This is a genomic window from Pseudomonas peli (assembly GCF_050563605.1).
In the GTDB taxonomy this organism is placed as follows: Bacteria; Pseudomonadota; Gammaproteobacteria; order Pseudomonadales; family Pseudomonadaceae; genus Aquipseudomonas; species Aquipseudomonas peli_A.
On sequence record NZ_JBNXUH010000347.1, the window covers coordinates 1 to 341 of the forward strand.

A 341-nucleotide genomic window follows, 5' to 3' on the forward strand; every position below is an offset into this window, starting at 1 on the left:
ATCTTCTCCAGCACCCGCCTGGGCGGGGGAGGGAGAGGGAGCAGGAAGAGGGGGGAGAGGGGGAAGATCTGTCTATTATAAACATCTCCGAGCCTACGAGACGNTTGTTTTTATCACTAGATCTCTGCCACTTATATCAGTTCTCGTGGAGGTTCTTCGGCAGCGTGAGATGTTTATAAGAGACAGTTCTTCTCCAGCACCCGCCTGTGCGGTGGCGCTACCGATATCAAAACCTGGGGTGACCTGGGCATGACCGGTGAGTGGGCTGCCAAGCCGATTCAGCTGTTCGGTCGTAACTCGGTATCCGGCACCTACGGTTACTTTTGTCTCTTATACACATC

1 pseudogene is annotated in these 341 nt (G+C 53.8%); it reads left to right on the plus strand.

Annotated features, from left to right (window positions below):
* Window positions 1-189: 189 nt before the first annotated feature.
* Window positions 190-341: pseudogene (locus ACQ4LH_RS21955) on the plus strand (hypothetical protein); the annotation flags it as partial.